14 protein-coding genes and 1 pseudogene are annotated in these 16,185 nt (G+C 72.9%); 10 read left to right on the forward strand and 5 right to left on the reverse strand.

Annotation, left to right across the window (positions count from 1 at the left end; translation table 11 throughout):
* Nucleotides 1–18 precede the first annotated feature (18 nt).
* From DEJ51_RS03660 to DEJ51_RS03670, 3 genes are all read right to left on the reverse strand, one after another.
* Nucleotides 19–1,122, reverse strand: coding sequence for a glycine betaine/L-proline ABC transporter ATP-binding protein (locus tag DEJ51_RS03660; protein WP_150256213.1), 1,104 nt, complete (start codon nt 1,120–1,122; stop codon nt 19–21).
* Nucleotides 1,119–2,645, reverse strand: a complete 1,527-nt coding sequence (locus DEJ51_RS03665) for a GMC family oxidoreductase (protein WP_150261673.1) — start codon at nt 2,643–2,645, stop codon at nt 1,119–1,121. Before DEJ51_RS03665 ends, DEJ51_RS03660 begins: the two co-directional genes overlap by 4 nt.
* A 62-nt stretch (nt 2,646–2,707) precedes the next feature.
* Nucleotides 2,708–4,213, reverse strand: coding sequence for an aldehyde dehydrogenase family protein (locus DEJ51_RS03670; RefSeq protein ID WP_150256215.1), 1,506 nt, complete (start codon nt 4,211–4,213; stop codon nt 2,708–2,710).
* Nucleotides 4,214–4,554: 341 nt separating this feature from the next.
* Between DEJ51_RS03670 and DEJ51_RS03675 the strand changes: the two genes are divergently transcribed.
* The 3 genes from DEJ51_RS03675 to DEJ51_RS03685 all read left to right on the forward strand — a co-directional run bounded on the left by DEJ51_RS03675 (nt 4,555) and on the right by DEJ51_RS03685 (nt 7,680).
* The gene (locus DEJ51_RS03675) at nt 4,555–4,782 is read left to right on the forward strand and encodes a hypothetical protein (RefSeq protein ID WP_150256217.1); all 228 of its coding nucleotides are present in this window, start codon (nt 4,555–4,557) and stop codon (nt 4,780–4,782) included.
* Nucleotides 4,783–4,847: 65 nt separating this feature from the next.
* Nucleotides 4,848–6,488 (forward strand): protein kinase domain-containing protein, encoded by a 1,641-nt coding sequence (locus DEJ51_RS03680; protein WP_150256219.1) that lies wholly within the window; start codon nt 4,848–4,850, stop codon nt 6,486–6,488.
* Between the two features lie 4 nt (nt 6,489–6,492).
* The gene (locus tag DEJ51_RS03685; protein WP_150256221.1) at nt 6,493–7,680 is read left to right on the forward strand and encodes a lanthionine synthetase C family protein; all 1,188 of its coding nucleotides are present in this window, start codon (nt 6,493–6,495) and stop codon (nt 7,678–7,680) included.
* A gap of 14 nt (nt 7,681–7,694) precedes the next feature.
* On the opposite strand, the gene DEJ51_RS03690 is transcribed toward DEJ51_RS03685, so the two are convergent.
* Complete coding sequence (locus DEJ51_RS03690; protein ID WP_150261674.1) at nt 7,695–8,726, reverse strand: DUF6745 domain-containing protein; 1,032 nt, start codon at nt 8,724–8,726, stop codon at nt 7,695–7,697.
* A 33-nt stretch (nt 8,727–8,759) separates the two neighbouring features.
* Entirely contained in the window at nt 8,760–9,086 is a 327-nt protein-coding gene (locus DEJ51_RS03695; protein WP_150256223.1) for a hypothetical protein, read from the reverse strand.
* A 174-nt stretch (nt 9,087–9,260) separates the two neighbouring features.
* Between DEJ51_RS03695 and DEJ51_RS03700 the strand changes: the two genes are divergently transcribed.
* The 7 genes and pseudogenes from DEJ51_RS03700 to DEJ51_RS03730 all read left to right on the forward strand — a co-directional run bounded on the left by DEJ51_RS03700 (nt 9,261) and on the right by DEJ51_RS03730 (nt 16,159).
* Nucleotides 9,261–9,656, forward strand: coding sequence for a hypothetical protein (locus DEJ51_RS03700; protein WP_223835647.1), 396 nt, complete (start codon nt 9,261–9,263; stop codon nt 9,654–9,656).
* Nucleotides 9,657–9,772: 116 nt separating this feature from the next.
* Nucleotides 9,773–10,732 (forward strand): STM4015 family protein, encoded by a 960-nt coding sequence (locus DEJ51_RS03705; protein ID WP_150256226.1) that lies wholly within the window; start codon nt 9,773–9,775, stop codon nt 10,730–10,732.
* Nucleotides 10,733–10,740: 8 nt separating this feature from the next.
* Nucleotides 10,741–11,865 (forward strand): STM4014 family protein, encoded by a 1,125-nt coding sequence (locus DEJ51_RS03710; protein WP_150256228.1) that lies wholly within the window; start codon nt 10,741–10,743, stop codon nt 11,863–11,865.
* Between the two features lie 34 nt (nt 11,866–11,899).
* Entirely contained in the window at nt 11,900–12,706 is an 807-nt protein-coding gene (locus tag DEJ51_RS03715; RefSeq protein ID WP_150261675.1) for an STM4013/SEN3800 family hydrolase, read from the forward strand.
* Nucleotides 12,703–14,068: pseudogene (locus DEJ51_RS03720) on the forward strand (STM4012 family radical SAM protein). Before DEJ51_RS03715 ends, DEJ51_RS03720 begins: the two are co-directional and overlap by 4 nt.
* A gap of 5 nt (nt 14,069–14,073) precedes the next feature.
* Nucleotides 14,074–14,991, forward strand: a complete 918-nt coding sequence (locus DEJ51_RS03725; protein WP_150256230.1) for an STM4011 family radical SAM protein — start codon at nt 14,074–14,076, stop codon at nt 14,989–14,991.
* An 82-nt stretch (nt 14,992–15,073) separates the two neighbouring features.
* A complete protein-coding gene (locus DEJ51_RS03730; RefSeq protein ID WP_150256231.1) occupies nt 15,074–16,159 on the forward strand; it encodes an alpha/beta hydrolase-fold protein in 1,086 nt (361 codons plus the stop codon).
* Nucleotides 16,160–16,185: the final 26 nt, after the last annotated feature.

Consider the following 16,185-nt stretch of genomic DNA (forward strand, 5'->3'; position numbering starts at 1 on the left):
AGGTCGTATGGCCGTACATCAGGCCACCGCCTTCCCGGTCGCGGCGGGGACCCCGGCGACGACACCGAGGAGTCCCGCGTGGTCGACCACGCCGAGGCACCTGCCGCCCTCGACGACGCGTGCGTTCTCGCCGGTTCGGGCGACGGCCTCGATGGCCTCGTGGACGGTGGCGCTCGGGGCGAGTGCCGGGCCGGACTCGGACTCGTCGGCGAGTGCGGGTCGCATGGCCGAGCGCACGGTCAGCACCTGCTCGCGCGGCACGTCCCGGACGAAGTCCCTGACGTAGTCGTCGGCGGGGGCGCCGACGATCTCCTCCGGCGTGCCGAGCTGCACGATCCGGCCGTCACGCATCAGCGCGATGCGGTCGCCGAGCTTCAGCGCCTCGGACAGGTCGTGGGTGATGAAGACCATCGTGCGTCCCTCCTCCCGGTGCAGGCGCACGACCTCCTCCTGCATGTCCCGGCGGATGAGCGGGTCCAGTGCGCTGAACGGCTCGTCGAACAGCAGGACCTCGGGGTCCACGGCGAGGGCGCGGGCCAGTCCCACGCGCTGCTGCTGGCCGCCGGACAGCTGGCCCGGCCTGCGGTGTTCCATGCCGTCCAGGCCGACCTTGGCGGCGAACTCGGCCGCCCGGTCCCGCCGTTCGCCGCGTCCCACGCCCTGGATCTCCAGTCCGTAGGCGATGTTGTCGAGCACCGTCCGGTGCGGGAGCAGCCCGAAGTGCTGGAAGACCATGGCCGCCCGGTGCCGGCGCAGCTCGCGGAGCCGGCCGGTGTCCATGGACAGCACGTCCTCGCCGTCGATGGAGACGGTGCCCGAGGTGGGTTCGATGAGCCGGGTGAGGCAGCGTACGAGGGTGGACTTGCCGGAGCCCGACAGGCCCATCACGACGAAGACCTCGCCCTTGCGGACGTCGAAGGAGACGTCGCGGACGGCGGCGGTGCAGCCGGTGCGCTCGCGCAGCTCGGCTGCGCCGAGGGCCGCGAGCTCCTGGTCGGCGGGGACGCGGTCCGCCTTCGGGCCGAAGACCTTCCACAGGTCGCGTACGGAGAAGACGGACTCCGCGGCGGTGTCCGGTGTCTTCGCCGGGTCGTTCGTCAGGGGGGTTGCGGGATGGTTCATCGGGTCGTTCCTCCCAGCAGGTCGGCGCACTTCTCGCCGACCATGAGCACGCCGATCATGGGGTTCACGGCGGTCATGGTGGGGAAAACTGACGCGTCGGCGATCCGGATGCCGTCGAGGCCCCGGATCTTCAGGTCGGGTGCGACGACGGCGAGTTCGTCGTCGGCGGCTCCCATGCGGCAGGTGCCGGCCGGGTGGTAGACGGTGTGCGCGACCTGACGGGCGTACGCGCTGAGCTCCTCGTCGGAGGTCACCTCGGGGCCCGGGCACACCTCGCGCCGCAGCCATCCGGCCAGCGGCTCGCTCGCCGCGATCCGGCGGGCGATGCGGATGCCGTCGACGAGGGTCCGGCCGTCGTAGTCGTCCTCGTCGGTGAAGTACCGGAAGTCGAGCGCGGGCTTGACCTCGGGGTCGGCGCTCGTCAGGTAGAGCCGGCCGCGGCTGCGCGGCTTGGGGATGTTCGGCGTCAACGACACGCCGTGCGCGGGCCGTTCGTATCCCAGGCGCTCCGGGTTGTCGGTGAAGGGGATCTGGTAGAAGTGGAACATCAGGTCCGGGCCCTCGGCCCCGGGGTCCCGGCGGACGAAGAGTCCCGCGTCGGAGTCCATCGCGGAGTTCTCCGGGATCGGCCCGTTCGTCTCCCACACGATGACCGACTCGGGGTGGTCGAGCAGGTTCTCCCCGACGCCCGGCAGGTCGTGCACCACGGGGATGCCGAGCTTCTCCAGGTCGGCGCGTGGCCCGATGCCGGAGTGCAGCAACAGGCGCGGGGTGTCCACGGCCCCGGCGCACACCAGGACCTCGCGCCGGGCGCGTACGACGTGCTCCGTTCCCTCCTTGGTACGGATGTGCACGCCGGTGGCGCGGGTGCCCTCCAGTTCCAGCCGGAACGCCCAGGTCTCCAGGGCTATGTGGAGGTTCGGCCGGTCGAGGAACGGGTGGAGATAGGCGACCGAGGCGGACGAGCGCTTGTTGCTCTCCGGGTGGTAGGCGAGGTCGAAGAAGCCGGCGCCTTCGTGGAAGGGAGCCTGGTTGAAGCCCTCGATCCGGGGCACGCCGAGCGCGTTCTGCGCGGCGTCTACGAAGTCCCGGGCGATCGCGTTCCGGTCGGCCTCGCCCACGGGGACGATGTTGTTGCGCAGCCGGGCGAAGTAGGGATCCATGGCCTTCGCGTCCCACCCGTCGGCGCCCGCCTCGGCCCACTCGTCCCAGTCGGAGGGGAGGGGCTTGAAGGCGATGAGGGTGTTGTGCGAGGAGCAGCCGCCCAGCACCCGCGCACGGCTGTGGCGGATGTGCGAGTTGCCCCGGGGCTGCTCGGTGGTGGGGTAGTCGTAGTCGAGCTCACCGCCGAGCAGGCCCATCCAGCGGCGCAGGGTGAGGACGTCGTCGCGGCCGACGTCGCTGGGGCCGCCCTCGATGACGGCGACGCTGACGTCCGGGTCCTCGGTCAGCCGGGACGCGATGACGGATCCGGCGGTGCCGCCGCCGACGACCACGTAGTCGTACACGTGGTCGCCGGACATGTGGCTGTCGGGCATGTAGCCGTCGGGCATGTGGCTGCCGTTCACGTGGTGGTCGTTCATGTTCAGCCCTTCGCCGTCGTGCCTGCGAACCAGCGCACGGGGCGCGGAGCGAGGTTCTGGTAGATGTGCTTGGCCTCCTGGTATTCGGCGAGACCGGCGGGGCCCAGTTCGCGGCCGATGCCGGACTTTCCGAAGCCGCCCCATTCCGCCTGCGGCAGGTAGGGGTGGAAGTCGTTGATCCAGACGGTGCCGTGCCGCAGCAGGCCTGCGACCCGCCGGGCCCGCTGTTCGTCGGAGGTCCACACCGCTCCGGCGAGGCCGTACTCGGTGTCGTTGGCGAGGGCGACGGCCTCCTCCTCCGTGCGGAAGGTCTCCACGGTGAGGACGGGGCCGAAGACCTCCTCGCGGACGACGCGCATGCCGCGGTGGCACCGGTCGAGGACCGTGGGGCGGAAGAAGTAGCCGGGGCCGGCCGGCCTCCCGCCGCCCGCGCGCAGGACGGCGCCCTCGGCGAGGGCGGAGGCCACGTACGCCTCGGTCCGCACCAGCTGGGCCGCGGAGACGAGCGGACCGCACTCGACGCCGGCGTCGGTGCCGCGTCCCAGCCGGATCAGCTCCGCCCGGCGCGCGAGCTCGGCGACGAACCGGTCGCGCAGCGGCTCCTCGACGATGAGGCGTGAGCCGGCCGAGCAGACCTGGCCGCTGTGGATGAAGGCGGCGTTGAGCGCCTGGTCGACGGCGGTGTCGAAGCCCTCGGACGTCAGACAGGCGTCGGCGAAGACGACGTTGGGGTTCTTTCCGCCCAGTTCGAGTGCGACCTTCTTGACGCTGTCCGCAGCGGACCGGGCGACCTTGGTGCCGCTGGCGAGCCCACCCGTGAACGAGACGAGGTCGACGTCGGGGTGCTCGGCGAGCCGGGCGCCGACCGTGTCGCCGGGACCGGTGACGATGTTGGCCGCGCCGAGCGGAAGTCCGGCCTCCAGGAGCAGTTCGATCAGCACGACGGTGGTCAGCGGGGTGATCTCGCTGGGCTTGACGACGAAGGTGTTGCCGGCGGCGAGTGCCGGCGCGATCTTCCAGCTGGCCTGGAGCAGCGGGTAGTTCCACGGCGTGATCAGGGCGCAGACACCGACCGGCTCGTGCACGACGACGCTGTGCACCTCGTCCGAACCGGCGTCGACGACCCGTCCGCCGCCGTTCCCGCTCTCCACGAGGTCGGCGAAGTACCGGAAGGCGTCGCGGACGCAGTCGACGTCGATGCGGCCCTCCTCCAGCGTCTTGCCCGCGTCCCGGCTCTCCAGGGCACCGATCCGCTCCCGGTCGCGTTCCAGCAGTGCGGCGACCCGGCGCAGCAGGGCGGCCCGCTGGGCGACGGGCGTGCGCGGCCAGGCACCGAAGTCGAACGCGGCTCGCGCCGCGGCCACGGCGTCGTCGGTGTCCGGGACGCCGCCCTCCGCCACGACCTCGAAAGGAGTCGCGTCGACGGGGTCGACGATCTCGCGCGTGGCCCCGGACAGGGCTGCGCGCCACTCTCCGCCCACGTGGATGGTCTGCTGTGCTGCCGTCACGGTACGTATTGCCTTTCGTTCCTCTGAGTCCCCCTGTCGGTCAGACCGACTTGATCCGGCCGCCTGCCCCCACTCCCGGAACCCATGCGCAATACCTTGCGGAGAGTGTTCTGCTTCACGCGCGAAAACACCTCAAATTTGGACATACTGCACAGTTCCTCGACTGTTCCGAGCTCACCCGATCGGAGTACGTCGCCCACAGGGCGACGGGGCGGGTGTTTGCGCAGGTCGGGTTCGTCGACAGCTGGGCAGCGCCGGGGCGGGACGGATCCGCCCGCGGGCAGGGCACCGGTGATGCCGCTTATCTGGCAGCACGCTTCCCGCCAACAGAAGGAGGAGCCATGGCCAAGCAGGGCAGGACCAAAGCCGCCTCGCCCGGAGCGGCGCGGGCGAGGGCGAACCTGGAACGGGCCGTCGCCGACGTCGACCGCGTACTGGGCCTGCAGGAGATCCGCGCCGACCGGGGTGGCAGCGCCGCGATCGCCGGCTTCCACAGCACCCAGTCGGTCGGCTGCAGCACCTACAGCGTGGCCTGCACCGGCGGTGGCGGCGGAACGGTTCAGATGTGACTCCGCTTCCGCAGCCGCAGCACGTCCGCCGGGGCCGCCCACGCCGCCCCGGCGGATGAGCACCCGTGGAACAGCAGGCGGCCCTGGCCGCCCACCACCTCTTCGGCCTCGTCGACAACCGGCACTACGAACCGCTGTCCCGCCGGGCCATCACGCCGCAGTACCGCGACGCCCTGGAGCGGCTGCTGCCGGACACCTGGGTCCTGGAACGCGGTGACGTGTGGCTGCACGCCCGGATGAAGGCGGGCGGGGCGGGTGCCACCGAGGCGGCCGGCCCGACGGGCACAAGGAGCTCGGCGGGCTCGGCGGGCGCGACGGGCCCGACGGCCTCGGCGGGCTCCGTTCGGCGGACCGCCGTTCCGCCCACCCAGGGTTTCAAGATCCACGTCTCCTCCACCCCCGCGCACACCCTGCGGCTGTTCGATCTCGTGGTACCCGTGTGCGTGGAGAACGGCGTCGAGTTCAAGGCCGCCGCCGATCCGGTGATGCTGAACGTGATCAACTCGAAGACCCAGGAGCGCGGCTTCTCGGGCAAGTTCATGACGGTCTACCCGCCCGACGAGGACGTGTTCGTCCGGCTCATCGAGACCCTGTACCGCAGGACCGCCGACGAGGCGGTCGAGGGCCCGTACGTCCTGTCGGACCGCCGCTACCGGGACAGCAAGGTCCTCTTCTACCGGTACGGGGGCTTCCGGCCGCCGCGGCGGCTCAACATCGACGGCACGCAGAGCACGTTCCTGGTCTCCCCGGACGGCACGTACGTGGCCGACGAGCGGCTGCCGTACTTCCGGCTGCCCCCCTGGGTCCGCGACCCCTTCGCCGGGGAACCGGCGGAGGATGCCACGGAGCGCCCCGCCGGGGAACCGGCGGCCACCCTCCTGAACGGCCGCTACCGCATCGAGGGCGCCCTGGCCTTCTCCAACGCCGGCGGTGTCTACCACGGCACGGACGAGGCCACCCGCGAGCCCGTCGTCGTGAAGGAGGCCCGGCGCCTCACCAACTGCTGGACGTCCGGGGAGCGCACGGTCGACTCCGTCGACATGCTGCGTCACGAGTACGACGTACTGCGCCGGCTGGAAGGCCTGGCGTTCGTCCCGCGGCCGGTCGAGCTCTTCCAGGAGTGGGAGCACACCTTTCTGGTCGAGGAGCGCGTGGCGGGCATCGCGTTCCACGACTTCTGGGCACAGGACGACGTCATCCTCGCGCCGTACATCCGCCGGGAAGGGCGCGTGGAACGGTTCGTCCCGCGGTTCCGCGAGGTCGTCGGCCGCCTGATCCACATGGTCGAGGAGGTGCACGCGCGCGGCGTGGTCCTCGGCGACCTGTCGCCGAACAACGTCCTCATCGACACCGAGACGCTCCGGATGTCGTTCATCGACTTCGAGAGCGCGGTCCACGAGGACGACGAGGCGGCGCTGCTGAGCTACGGCACGCGCTGGGGCACCCCCGGATTCCTGCACCCGGACCGCGCCACCCGGGACCGGCTCCTTCCCTGCGACGACTGGTACGCCGCCGCCATGCTGCTCTACAGCAGCGTCGTGCCCGCCACCGCGTTCTTCGCCCTCAACCCGCTCGCACAGGACCTCTTCCTCGACGAACTCGTCGCCCTGGGCGTCCCCACCCAGGTGCGGTCCGTCGTGTCGTGCCTGACCGCCGGCCGGGTGGACGAGGCGAAATCCGTGCTCGCCGACTGGGAGGACGGGTGACGCCATGATGCCCCTGACGAGCGACACCCTCGCGGCCGAAGGGGGCGTCCCGGCCCACCCCGACGCGGAGGTCCGGCGCACCCTCGGCGGCCTCGCCGACACCCTGCTACGCACCTACGACAGCCGGCGCGGCGACCGGCTCTGGCCCGCGGACTACACGGTGTTCACGACGAACCCGCTCAGCGTGGCCTACGGCGCCTGCGGCCCGGCCCTGCTGCTCCGTTCCGCGGCGGGCCCCCAGGGGCCCGCCGCACTGCCCGCCGAGGTGACCTCCTGGATGCTGGGGCGGCCCCTCGGCACGGACACCTATCCGCCCGGGCTGTACCTGGGACTGGCGGGCGTCGCCTGGGCCTTCCACGATCTCGGCTGGGAGGACAGGGCGGAGGCCGTGATGGCCATGCTCCACACATCGCCGCTGCTGTACGACGAACCGGGCATGTTCCTCGGGGTCGCCGGGTGGGGCCTGGCCTCCTTGCGCTTCCACGTGAAGACGGGGAAGCAGGACCACCTCGACCACGCGGTGCGGGCGGGGGAACACCTGCTCAGGACCGCGCAGCAGGAGGGCGACACCTGCTACTGGCGGTCCTCCCTCGACGGCATGGTCCACTACGGCTACGGCCACGGGGCGAGCGGCATCGCCCTCTTCCTCCTCCACCTGCATCTGCTGACCGGCGACATCCGCTTCCGGTCGTACGCCGTGCGCGCCCTGGAGTTCGACCTGGCCCATGTGAGCGAGAGCGGTCTGGGCCTGCAGTGGCAGCGGGTCCAGGACGACCCCGTCATGTACCCGTACTGGATCCACGGAGGCGCCGGCGTCGGCAGCGTGCTGGTCCGGTTCCACGACCTGCTCGGCATCGAACAGTACGGCGATCTCGCCCGCCGGGTGGCGGACGACACCTTCGTCAAGTACGCCTACAGCCCCGGCCTCTTCGAGGGCCTGGCCGGAATCGGCGAGTTCATGCTGGACATGTACTCCTTCACCGGTGAGCGGGAATACCGGGACAGGGCCCGCGACATCGCCGGAACCATCCTGTGGTTCAGGGTCGAGAACGAGGACGGCATCGCCTTCCCCTGCCGCTGGCTCAACCGGATCGCCCACGACTACGCGACCGGCTCCGCCGGCATCGGTCTGTTCCTCTCCCGGCTCCTGTCCCCGGGCGAACGCCCCTTCGTCGACCTCCGGCAGACCTGAGTCCTGGTCCGCCCTCACGTCTCCCGGAGCGGGGCGTACGCCTCGGCCCCGAGACCGAACGTCCAGGCCACGCCCTCTCGGGCCGTCCGGGTCCCCGGCGGCACCCGCAGCCAGTAGGTGCGGCTGGTGCCGTCCGGCTCCGGAGTCGAGTTGACGACCTCCACCATCACGACGGCCTCGTCGTCCGGCATGGGTATGCGCCACAGGACACCCGTCTCGTCCCGGTGCACGGGCGCGGCTTCCGACTCCCGCAGATAGCGGTCGTACCCGTAGAACTCCAGCATCACCCGGCGCAGTTCGGCGTTCTCCTCCTCCCGGATCCGCTGCGGGGTCAGCGCGTCCAGTCCCGCCAGGAAGCCGGCCGGAACCGGCATGCCCCGCCACGCGTACAGCGAGAACCCGTCAGGGAACGCCAGCGCCGGACCGTCTCCGCGGTCCAGCCTGCCCGCCTCGTCGCGGTGCAGCTCCACCGGGCGCTCGCACAGCACGGCCACCCGCTCGTAGGGCCACCACCAGCCGGCCGCGCGGGCCAGGACGCCGAGTCCGTGCAGGGGCGTGCCCTCCCGCGTGTCGAAGGCGCACAGCCAGGCCGCGTCGTGCTGCCCGAGCACCGCGTCCAGGAGCAGCAGCCTCAGTGACCGCTCCGCGGCCGCGGGTTCTGCGGCCCCGGCCGTCAGCTCCTCGACGAGCCCGGTGCGGACCCGTTCCGCCAGTCGTTCCGTGTTCTCCCACAGGCGGCCTCCTGTCGCGCTCCAGTGCCGCCCCCAGCCCTGCGGGCCGAGCCGCCGCTGTGCCCGGTCCCGTTCGGCGGCCCACGGCGCGCTGCGCACCGCCTCCCGTACGCCGCGCCCGCGCGCGGCGGGCCCGTACGGCCCGTCGGCGCCGAGCAGCCGCACCGCCTCCCGGGGCGAGTCCGCCCAGACGATCCGCTCGGGCTCCGCCAGGCCGGCGGCCCGGTACGCGAGGCGCACCCCCGCCTCCGCGGCCGGGCGGTCGGCCGGCCCGGTGGCCGCCGCGGCCGCCCTCCACACGTCGATGTCCGTCAACACGATCCCGCTCCTCCCCTGTCCGTCACGCCGTCAGTCCGCCACGATCCGTACCGCTCCGGGTATGTACTCCCGCTGCCGCACGACCCGGTACCAGCCCTTGGGCAGGGGTATCGCCGCGTGCTCCTCGTGCACCACCCGCCCGCCGTCCGGGAGATGCAGCAGCATCGGGCCGAAGGGTCCCGGTTCGCGGACGAGCCGCCCGGGCCCGACCACGGCGTGTGCGTGCCCGGTGACCTCGCCCAGCGCGAGGACCATCCGGCCCCGCCCGTCACGCGCCACCTGGTCCGCGTCGGCCGCGTGTGCAGGCACCGCCGACTCGTCGAGCGGCACGATGAGCACGTCCCCCTGCCGGTACATGGGTGTCCCCTTCCCCCGCGCCGCCCGGTGCGCCGCGTTCTTCTCCGAAGGTAGGGCGCGGGTCTGACAACGGCCCGCCGCACGCCGGCAGCTCGGCCGCCGCCCGACTTCGGCGGCCCGACAACTCCTCGATCCCGAGACGTGCCGTGCCGTGCCGTCGTGGATGATGAGGGGGTGTTCGTCCGCACGGAGATCCTGCCGCAGGCCCCGCAGCACCGCATGACCGTTCGGGTGCACACCCCCATCGGGTCCGCCGTGGTGCTCTGGCACGGTGATCCGCAAGAGGCCGACGGGCGGCACCTCGTCGAATGGACCGTCGACGCGGACATCGACTGGGGCCGGAACATCCGTCCGGTCGCCGCCACCGGGCCGGAGCTCCGGCAGGAAGGCGACCGGGTGATCATGCGCGGCCGGCTTCACCTGACCGAGGACGGAGCCGCCCACCTGGAGATGGGCCACTGGTCCGTGCTGTTCGACCTGGCATCACCCGTCCCCAGCGGCATGGACGGGTCCTGGGCGGAGATCGGCGTCGGATCGCGGAGCGTCGCCCTCTACCCCCACCGGACCTGACCGGACCGCTCCGGGGATTCCGGCCGCCCGCGCCGCCCCCTGCCTCGGCCCCTGTCAGTGCCGCTTGGTACAACTTGCAGCACATCGGACGCGACAGGCGAGGAACGGCGGCACCCATGAGCTACCCGAGGCATCTGACGGAATCGTGCGGGCTGCCCGTCTTCGACTTCCCGACCCCGGAGGACGCGGAGACGACCCCGCTGCCCGCGGCGGACACCGTCGCATGGCGTATCTCCTGCGACAGCTACGACAGCGAGGAGAGCTGGACCGAGGCGTTCGCCCGGTTCGTCGGCGCGGTCGACACCACCCTGGTCCGCGCGATCGTGGTCGGCTCCTGGGAGGAGGCCTACGAGACCGGGCCCGAGGAGATCATCGGCGCCCTCCTCGGCGCGCGCACGCGCCTGCCCGCGCTGCGGGGCCTGTTCCTCGGGGACATGGAGTCCGAGCAGTGCGAGATCTCCTGGATCGTCCAGAGCGACGTCGGCCCGCTCCTCGACGCCTTCCCGGAGCTGGAGGAGTTCGGCGTGCGCGGCGGCTCGGGGCTGGGCTTCCCCGGCGTGACGCACGGCAGGCTCCGCACCCTGATCGTCGAGACCGGCGGCATGCCCGCCGAGGCGGTCCGCGGCGTCGCCGCCAGCGACCTGCCCCTCCTGGAGAACCTCGACCTGTGGCTCGGCACGTCCGAGTACGGCGGGGACGCCGTCATCGCGGACGTCGCGCCGATCCTCGACGGGGACCGCCTGCCGCGCCTGCGCCACCTGGCCCTGCGCAACAGCGACATCCAGGACGAGATCGCCGCCGCCGTCGCGTCCGCGCCCGTGGTCGCCCGTCTGGAAGTCCTGGACCTGTCCATGGGCGTCCTCACCGACGAGGGCGGGGCCGCGCTGCTCGCGGGCCAGCCGCTGACGCACCTCAAGAAGCTGGACCTGCACCACAACTACCTCGGTGCGCCGCTGCGCGAGCGCCTCCAGGAGGTCCTGGGCGGTGCCGGCGTCACCCTCGACCTGGACCGCGGCCACGCCGACGAGGACGAGGACGACGGCCGGGTCTGGCGCTACGTCGCCGTGGGCGAGTAGCGCGGGCCATGACGGACCAGGCACCACCGCCGCGCTGGGCGGTCGTCGGCAACCCGGAGAACCGGCGTATCGCCCTGTTCTCCGCGGCGGTGCGCGACGCCGGGCTGCCCGCGCCACGTGTCGTGCCCTGGACGGACGTCCTGCGCGGGGGCGGCGCCGCCTTCGCCGCCGACGAGATCGTACGGATCGAGTCGCCCGGGGAGAACGCCGAGGTCGACCGGCTCCTGCGCGGCGCCGGGGACCCCACCCGGGTGGAGGGCGGGGCCCGCTGGAACGCCGCCTTCACGGCAGCCGTCGGGACGCTGACCGGTGGGCTGCGCCTCGACGATCCCGGCGAGCTGGCCGTCCTCTTCGACAAGCGGCTCTGCCACGAGGTCCTCGCCCGCGCCGGGGTCCCCGTCCCCCGGTCGCCGACCTCCGGCGGTCACGCGCCCGTACGCGGCTGGGACGACGTACGGGCCCTCATGGCCGCGCACGGCATGCCGCGGGTGTTCCTGAAGCCGGCCCACGGGTCCTCAGCCTCCGGTGTCGTCGCCGTCGAGACGGCCGCAGGAGGCCGGATCAGGGCGACCACCTCGGTGGAGAGCGCTGCGGGAGGCCGGCTGCACAACTCCCTGCGGGTACGGCGCCTCACGCGTGAGCCGGAGGTCGCCGCACTGGTCGACGCCCTCGCCCCCGACGGACTCCATGTCGAACGCTGGTGGCCCAAGGCCTCCCTGGAGGACGGAGCGGCCGACCTGCGGGTGGTCGTCGTGGCCGGCCGGGCCACCCACGCCGTGGTCCGCACCAGCCGCACTCCCATGACCAACCTCCATCTCGGCGGCCGGCGCGGCGACCTGGCCGCCGTGGTCCGTGCCGCCGGCCCCGCCTGGGCCGAGGCCCTGCGGACCTGCGAGCGGGCGGCGGCCTGCTTCCCGGGCACCCTGTGCGTCGGTGTCGACCTGCTGCCCGCCGTCGGCTGGCGGCGGTTCGCCGTCGCCGAGGTCAACGCCTTCGGCGACCTCCTGCCGGGCCTGACCGGGCTGCCGGGCAGCGGCGCCGAGGGACTGGACACGTATGCCGCGCAAGTAGCCGCCGCCCTCCGACGACACGTACAGCACCACCCCACGAGGAACCACCGTGCACCCGCCTGAGACCACCCCAGCGCTCCCGCTCCCGCTCCCCGACATGAACGAGGTCGTCGGCCGCGACGACCTGCTCCTGCTCACCCTGGACACCCTGCGCCACGACGTCGCCGTCGAACTGGCCGCCGCCGGACGCATTCCGAACCTGGCCCGGCACCTGCCCGGGGGCGTCTGGGAGGAGCGGCACGCCCCCGGCAGCTTCACCTACGCCTCGCACCAGGCGATGTTCGCCGGTTTCCTGCCCACTCCCGCCCGGCCCGGCCCTCATCCCCGGCTGTTCGCCGCCCGCTTCGCCGGCAGCGAGAGCACCGCCGGCCGCACCTACGTCTTCGACACCCCCGACCTTGTCTCCGGCCTCGCCGCGGCCGGGTACCGCACCGTGTGCGTCGGCGGCGTCGGCTTCTTCAACAAGCAGGGCGCGCTGGGCGACGTACTGCCGGGCATGTTCCAGGAGAGCCACTGGGAACCGGCCTTCGGCGTAGCCTCTCCCACCTCCTTCGAGGCCCAGGTCGAGCGGGCCGAGCAGGTCGTCGCCGCGCTCCCCGCCGACCAAAGGCTGTTCCTCTTCCTCAACGTCTCCGCGCTGCACCAGCCCAACTGGTTCCACCTCCCCGACGCCACCGCCGAGGCGGGCGACACGCGTGCCACCCACGCCGCCGCCCTCGAATACGTCGACCGGCACATCGGCCGGCTGCTCACCGCCATGAGCTCCCGCCGCCGCTGCTTCGCCATCGTCTGCTCCGACCACGGCACCACCTACGGCGACGACGGTTACACCGGCCACCGCCTCGCGCACGAGGCCGTCTGGACCGTGCCGTACGCCCACTTCTTCCTGGAGCCGTCCGCATGACCGCCCCCGCGCCCGCCCGCCTCGCACCGACCGCGCCGCCGCCGGGCAGCCCGTACAGCGCCTACGTGTACGCCTACCCCCCACAAGACCGCGTACCGGCCGCTGCCCGAGCGGCCCGCCCTGCGGGACCTGTGGCACGGCGAGTCCAAGGACGCCCTCTCCCTCTACCTCCACATACCCTTCTGCGAGGTCCGCTGCGGCTTCTGCAACCTCTTCACCCGCATCGGCGCACCCGACGGGCTCACGGGCCGCTATCTCGACGCCCTGGAGCGCCAGGCCGTCGCCGTCCGCGACGCCCTCGGCGACGAGGGCCCGGTCTCCTTCGCCAACGCCGCCTTCGGCGGCGGGACGCCCACCTTCCTGACGGCTCTCGAACTGGAACGGCTCTGCGACATCGCCGAGCACCGGATGGGCGCCGACCTGCGCGCCGTCCCGCTGTCCGTCGAGACGTCCCCCGCCACCGCCACCGCGGACCGGCTCGCCGTCCTGGCCGAGCGCGGCGCCACCCGCGTCAGCATCGGCGTCCAGAGCTTCCTCCCCGACGAGGCCCGGGCCGCCGTACGCCCCCAGCGCCGCGCCGACGTCGAGGCGGCGCTCGGCCGGATCCGCGACGCCCGCGTCCCGGTCCTCAACATCGACCTCATCTACGGCATCGACGGCCAGACCCCCGCCACCTGGCGCACCTCCCTGGACGCCGCCCTGGCCTGGCGCCCCGAGGAGCTGTACCTGTACCCGCTGTACGTCCGCCCCCTCACCGGGCTCGCCCGGCGCACCGCCCTGACCGACCGGGCCTGGGACGAGCAGCGGCTGGACCTGTACCGGCGGGGCCGCGACCACCTCCTCGCACACGGCTACGAGCAGGTGTCGATGCGCATGTTCCGGCTGGCCGGTACGGCGCCCCAGGGCCCGGACGACCACGCCTGCCAGACCGACGGCATGATAGGCCTGGGCTGCGGGGCCCGTTCCTACACCTCCGCGCTGCACTACTCGTTCGACTACGCGGTCGACATGGGCGAGATCCGCGGGATCATCGACGACTACACCGCCACCGAGGACTTCACCCGCGCCGTGCACGGCCGGCCCACCAACGGCGACGAGGCCCGCCGCCGCCACCTCCTCCAGTCGCTGCTCCAGGCGCAGGGCATGCCGGTCGCCGACTACCGGGAGCGGTTCGGTACCGGCCCGCACGAGGACTTCCCCGCCGAACTGGCCGCGTTCGCCGACCGCGGCTGGCTGGAGCAGGACGGCACGGGCCCGCTGCTGCGCCTGTCCCCCGAGGGTCTGGCCCACTCCGACGCGCTCGGACCCGAGCTCTTCTCGCCGGCCGTACGGGCCGCGATGGCCGCCTACGAGGCCAAGTAGCCGCCGTGGACCTCACCGTGCTCTACCGTGGTCCGCTCGCCTCCTGCGACTACGACTGCCCGTACTGCCCCTTCGCCAAGCGGCGTGACACCACGGCCCAGCTGCGCGCCGACCGGGCCGCCCTGGAACGGTTCACCGGCTGGGCGCGCTCCCGTGCCGGGGAGGACCGGCTCTCCCTCCTGTTCACCCCGTGGGGCGAGGGGCTGGTCCGTTCCTGGTACCGCCGCGCCCTCGTCGACCTCTCCCACCAGCGGCACGTCGACCGTGTCGCCATCCAGACCAACCTCAGCTGCCGAACGGACTGGCTCGCGGAGGCCGACCCCGCCACGCTCGCCCTGTGGTGCACCTACCACCCGGGGCAGACCCCGTACGACCGCTTCCTGGCCAAGCTGCGCGACCTCGCCGACCGGGGCGTCCGCCACAGCGTCGGCATCGTGGGCCTGCCCGAGAACCTGGAACACGCCCGCAGGCTGCGCGCCGCGCTGCCCGCCCACGTCTACCTGTGGGTGAACGCCGCCGACGGCCACACCTACACCGACGCCGAGGCCGACACCTGGACCGCCGTCGACCCGCTGTTCCCGTACAGCCGGCATCCGCACCGCTCGGCCGGACTGCCCTGCCGCACCGGCGAGTCGGTGATCTCGGTGGACGGCGACGGGACGGTCCGCCGCTGCCACTTCGTCCGTGCCGAGCTCGGCAACCTCTACGACGGCTCCTACCGGACCGCGCTCGGGCCCCGTCCGTGCCCGCTGACCACCTGCGACTGCCACATCGGCTACGTCCACCTGGAGACGCTGCCGCTCTACGACGTCTTCGCGGGCGGCGTCCTGGAACGCGTCCCGGCGCCCGGCCAGCCCGGCCAGCCCGTGCTGCCCGTGCTGCCCGTGCCCCTCTTACCCAGGAAGGACCCGCCGGCCGGCTGACCGCCGGCCGTTCTCCGTCCGGGTCCACTGGCGGGACTATAGGCTTAGGCTCGCCTAACTTCGGTCGCCGCAAGGAGAGTTCATGCCCGTGGAGCACGCCTTCGCCGCTTTCGGGCTGCCCGGCGAACCAGGTTCCGAGGAGTTCTGGGCGGCGGCGGGTGCGCCGGCCTCGGTGGCCGACGGCGGCGGCGGTTGGGTGACCCTGTTCCTGTGGCGGGGCTCCGCGGCCCGCATCGGCTTCGAGAGCTGGTCGCCGGACGTCCCGCTGCGCCGCTGGAAGGACACGGACTGCTGGTACGCCGAGGTCCGGATGCCCGCGCGGCTCCGGGTGACCTACCAGTTCCTGGTGGACGACACGGCGTACGCCGACCCCTTCAACCCCGACGGGGCGGGCGGTGACCGGTCCGTGGCCGCCACCCCGGACGCCCCGGCCCAGCCGCACTGGCCCGCCCTCGGCGGCGGCGACGTCCTGCCCGTCCCGCCGGCCCGGGTCCGCTGGGCGAGCGAACGGCTCGGCGGGCGGCGGACCGTACGGATCCACCCGGCGGGCGGCGGGGGGCCCGTGGTGCTGCTCCTCGACGGGGACGACTGGCTGTATCTGCATCCGGCGACGACCGCCTTCGACTCCGCCGTCGCCGCTGGTGAGATGCCCCCCGTCACCCTCGTCTTCCTGCCGTCGAAGGACCGGGAGGCGGAGTTCGGGTGCCGGCCGGAGCTGTGGGAGGCGGTCCGGGACGAACTGCTGCCGCTGGTGGCGGAGTCCGGCGTACCCGTGGACGGGGACCGTCTGGTGGTCGCCGGGCAGAGCCTCGGCGGTCTGAGCGCGGTGTACGCGGCACTGGAGTTCCCGGATCTGGTGTCCCGGGTCGCCTGCCAGTCGGCGTCGTTGTGGTGGACGCCCGAGGCCGTGAAGTCGGCGGACCCCCTCGGCGGCCCGGTCGGCGGGTCCGTCGCCGCCCGCCTGCGGGAGCGCCCCGACCTGTCCGGCCTGCGGATCGCCTTCGACGTGGGGGAACACGAGACGCGGATGCTGCCCCACTGCGAGCTGGTCGAGACCCTGACCGAGCGGGCCGGAGCAACGGTACGTGCCTCGCGCTCGGCGTCGGGCCACGACCGCGCCGGCTGGCGCCACGCCCTGCTCCGGGACGTGGCCTGGGCGCTCGGCTGAGCCCGGTCCGAAAAACGGGCGGCTCA

The sequence above is a fragment of the Streptomyces venezuelae genome (genome assembly GCF_008642275.1).
GTDB classification, from domain to species: Bacteria; Actinomycetota; Actinomycetes; order Streptomycetales; family Streptomycetaceae; genus Streptomyces; species Streptomyces venezuelae_E.